Origin of the sequence: Nodosilinea sp. LEGE 07298, assembly GCF_015207265.1 — a bacterium.
In the GTDB taxonomy this organism is placed as follows: domain Bacteria; phylum Cyanobacteriota; class Cyanobacteriia; order Phormidesmidales; family Phormidesmidaceae; genus Nodosilinea.
On record NZ_JADEXE010000444.1, the window covers coordinates 1 to 4,081 of the forward strand.

The following is a 4,081-nucleotide window of genomic DNA, read 5'->3' on the forward strand; positions in this document are numbered from 1 at the left end:
ACCCACGGCCCGCCTTCAACTTCACCCCCGCCGCCGCCTCGATCTACAGCCCCCAGCCCTACGACCAGGACAATTCTTTCCTAATCGTGGGCGAACGCCTCAATGCCAGCGGCTCGAAAAAATGCCGCGAGATGCTGAATGCGGAAGATTGGGATGGGCTGGTGGCGCTGGCGCGATCGCAGGTCAAAGAAGGTGCCCACGTCCTCGATGTCAACGTCGACTACGTGGGTCGTGACGGCGAGCGCGACATGCACGAGCTGGTGTCGCGCCTAGTTACTAACGTCACCCTGCCCTTAATGCTCGACTCCACCGAGTGGCAAAAGATGGAGGCGGGCCTGAAGGTAGCCGGGGGCAAGTGCATTCTCAACTCCACTAACTACGAAGACGGCGACGAGCGCTTCTTTAAAGTGCTGGAGCTGGCCAAAAAATACGGCGCAGGCATCGTCGTCGGCACCATCGATGAAGACGGTATGGCCCGCAGCGCCGAGAAGAAGTTCCAAATCGCCCAGCGCGCTTACCGCGATGCGCTGGAGTATGGCCTTCCCGCCCACGAGATTTTCTTTGACACCCTGGCTCTGCCGATCTCCACCGGCATTGAAGAAGACCGAGTGAACGGGCGCGAAACCCTTGAGTCGATTCGGATGATTCGCGAAAACCTGCCTGGTAGCCACATCATGTTGGGGGTGTCGAATGTCTCCTTTGGCCTCAGCCCGGTGGCCCGCGTGACGCTCAACTCGGTGTTTCTCCACGAGGCCATGCAGGTGGGTCTGGATGGTGCGATCGTCAGCGCCGCCAAGATTTTGCCCTTGGCCAAAATTGCCCCCGAGCATCAAAAGATCTGCCGCGACCTAATCTACGACAACCGCGAGTTTGACGGCGACATTGTCTCCTACGACCCGCTGACCAAGCTCACCACCCTGTTTGAGGGCAAGAGCCTAAAGAAAAAGGAGGCGATCGCAAAAGACCTGCCCATCGATGAGCAGCTTAAGCAGCACATCATCGACGGCGAGCGCATTGGCCTCGACGACGCCCTGGCCAAAGCCCTCGAAACCTATCCACCGCTAGAAATCATCAACACCTTCTTGCTCGACGGCATGAAGGTAGTGGGCGAACTGTTTGGCTCTGGGCAAATGCAGCTGCCATTTGTGCTGCAATCGGCCCAGACCATGAAAGCTGCCGTCGCCTACCTCGAACCCTACATGGAGAAATCCGACAGCGACGGCTCCGGCAAGGGCACCTTTATCATCGCCACGGTCAAGGGCGATGTGCACGATATCGGCAAAAACCTGGTGGATATTATTCTCTCCAACAACGGCTACAAAGTGGTCAACCTGGGCATCAAGCAGCCCGTGGATGCGATCATCCAGGCCTACCGCGAGCACCACGCCGACTGCATCGCCATGAGCGGCCTGCTGGTCAAATCGACCGCCTTCATGAAAGACAACCTGGAAACCTTCAACCAGGAGGGCATCACCGTCCCCGTCATTCTCGGCGGCGCGGCGCTGACCCCCAAGTTTGTCCATGAAGACTGCCAGAACACCTACAAGGGTAAGGTCGTCTACGGCAAAGACGCATTCTCTGACCTGCACTTCATGGACAAGCTCATGCCCGCCAAGGCGGCAGAGAATTGGGATGATTTGAAGGGGTTTTTGGATGAGGCAGAAGGAACCCACCCCTCCCCCTCCCAGGAGGGGACAGAGGCGTCTGACATCCAAACTGTAGACGCTGCAACCGACCACCCATCCACCCGTCCACCCATCTACAACTCAGGCTCACCATCATGGCGCAGAGCCAAATCAAGGCCCTCGCGACGGCTGCGCAAGTCGTAGTAGAGCACGCCCTTGACGGCCTGCCACAGGGGTAGCACTACCATACTGCCGAGCAAGCTGAGTAGTAGGCTCAGGGCAAAGGTAATGCCGTAGACAACGCCATCGGCGGGCAGCAGCTCCAGCAAAATGCTGGGGATGTAGTTAGTAACCGAGAGCAGCGGCAGCTGAATTAAAAACGTGGCTAAAAATACCACCTGAATGCGCATAATTGCCGCCTGGGTTAGCTCCCAGCTGCGGCTCATGCTGCCGCCAGCATCCTGCTGGGGCTCGATCGCCAGCACCACTTCTGAGATAAACAGTCGCGAGGCCACCCAAATCAGCGCGATTAGCAAAATTCCGAGGCCCAGCAGTAGGCCCAAAAAGACGCCCACTACACCGCCTACCGTTTGGTTAATTAGCGCCGATAAAATGCCTGCCGTTAAAAACCCGACGCTGCCACCAGCAATTAGCGCCACCAGCGATCCCACCAGGTACGAGGCCATATAAACCAGCAACAGCAAAAAGCCCAGGAACAGAAACTGTCCCAGCCGAGGGGCCACCTGGCGTCGCGCCTCTAGGGAGGTTTCGGGCTGGTTAATTAAATCGCGAAAGCACAGGCGGCCTATTGCGCTGGAAAGGGCATAGTACTTGGCTGAGCCGTAGAGCAGGGGCGCAAACCCGACCAGCAGCCCCACCAGGCCGCCGATGACGGCTCCAACATCGCCGCCAACCGCAGCACCAAGGCCAGCCAGAAGGGCGATCGCCAGCCCCAGGCCTATTATCCCAGCCACCAGCCACAGGGTAGCTAGCATCGCCAGCTGAAGGAATGTCTTGAAGCGATCTTTGTAGAGCCGCAGGGCTGCGCTCACAACGTCGCCGGGGTTGAGGGGGCCGAGCTGGCTACCCTGCTGTGCAGATGGGTTCATCAGCGCTGCCTCCTGAGCTGGCTAAAATGGGCTGGTATTTGTTTGACAGATGTGCGTTTGAATAGGGGTTGGTATGCGTTCATTTCGAGGTTAGCCTACACTGCTTTGTAGAATGCCCGTTTTTACTCCTTTGCTTCATGAATGTTCAGCGTTGGATGGCCCGACGAGAAGCTAGCTGGCGGCAGCTCGAAACGTTGCTCACCCAGACCGAAACAAAAGGGCTCAGGTCGCTCTCGGGGAGCCAGGTGCGGCAAATGGCCAGCCTCTATCGGTCGGTGTCGGCAGATCTGGCTCGGGCGAAGGGCAACGGCGTTGGCCAATCCGTGATCAAAGACTTGCAGCGGCTCACCAGCCGCAGCTATAGCCAGATTTATCAGGGCTCTCGCCGTCAGGAGTGGCAGGCGCTATGGGAGTTTTGCCGCTACGGCTTTCCGGCGGTGGTGCAGCAGAGCTGGGTTTACATTGCGATCGCAACGGCTCTGTTTGCGACAGGCGGGCTGCTGGGCTGGTGGTTGGCTGGGCAAGACCCGGCCTTTCTCACCCTGGTGCTGGGCCAAGAGTTTGTCGAGGAAGTGAAAACCAGTCAGGAACTCTGGACGGTCTCGATTATGGGGGTTGAACCCGTCGCCTCCAGCGGCATCATGATCAACAATATTGGGGTTTCGCTCAAGGCGCTATTGGGCGGCGTCACCATGTTTCTGCCCCAGGTGCCCATGATTACGCCGCCGGGATTCTTCACCGTCTATCTGTTGGTGGTCAACGGCGTGATGATCGGCTGTGTGGGGGTGCTGGTGGCCCAGGCCAACCTGGCCTACGACCTCTGGGCGTTTGTCTTTCCCCACGGGGCGCTAGAGCTACCGGCTATTTTTATGGCTGGAGGCGCTGGCCTACTGCTGGCTCGGGGCATTTTGCTACCCGGCCACTATCGCCGCATCGATGCCCTCAAGCTCTACGGACTGCAGGCGGCCCAGCTGCTCTACGGCATTATTCCAATGCTGGTGGTGGCCGGGCTGATTGAAGGATTTTTCTCGCCCCAGACCTGGATTCCTAACGAATTGAAGTATGCGGTAGGGACGGCAATCTTTATCGCTCTGGTGCAGTACTGCCGCACCCAGCGGCCTAAATCTTAAGAGACTGCTAGACCGCCGGTTCAGTATTCGCTGCCCCTCGTTCCAATGCTCTGCCTTGGCATGCTCTTTGAAGGCTCTGTCTCCTAAAAAGAGCCATGGATTCAACGCAACCATCATGAAAAGTGGTCTATCTGCCAGAGCGATCGCGGAGCTTATGATTACAATGGGGCTGTATTTAGGTTGGGCCTACTGCCACTCGCTATGTCGCCCCCAAACC

General features: G+C 58.0%; 3 protein-coding genes. 2 read left to right on the plus strand and 1 reads right to left on the minus strand.

The annotated features are described in order from the left end of the window. The coding region (locus IQ273_RS31305) for a dihydropteroate synthase (RefSeq protein ID WP_228054247.1) at nucleotides 1–1,829 on the plus strand (1,829 nt) is incomplete at its 5' end. On the opposite strand, the gene IQ273_RS31310 is transcribed toward IQ273_RS31305, so the two are convergent. Continuing rightward, a complete protein-coding gene (locus IQ273_RS31310; protein ID WP_194026995.1) occupies nucleotides 1,760–2,734 on the minus strand; it encodes a hypothetical protein in 975 nt (324 codons plus the stop codon). The genes IQ273_RS31305 and IQ273_RS31310 overlap by 70 nt on opposite strands. 137 nt (nucleotides 2,735–2,871) lie before the next feature. Between IQ273_RS31310 and IQ273_RS31315 the strand changes: the two genes are divergently transcribed. After that, nucleotides 2,872–3,864, plus strand: a complete 993-nt coding sequence (locus tag IQ273_RS31315) for a stage II sporulation protein M (RefSeq protein ID WP_194026996.1) — start codon at nucleotides 2,872–2,874, stop codon at nucleotides 3,862–3,864. Nucleotides 3,865–4,081: the final 217 nt, after the last annotated feature.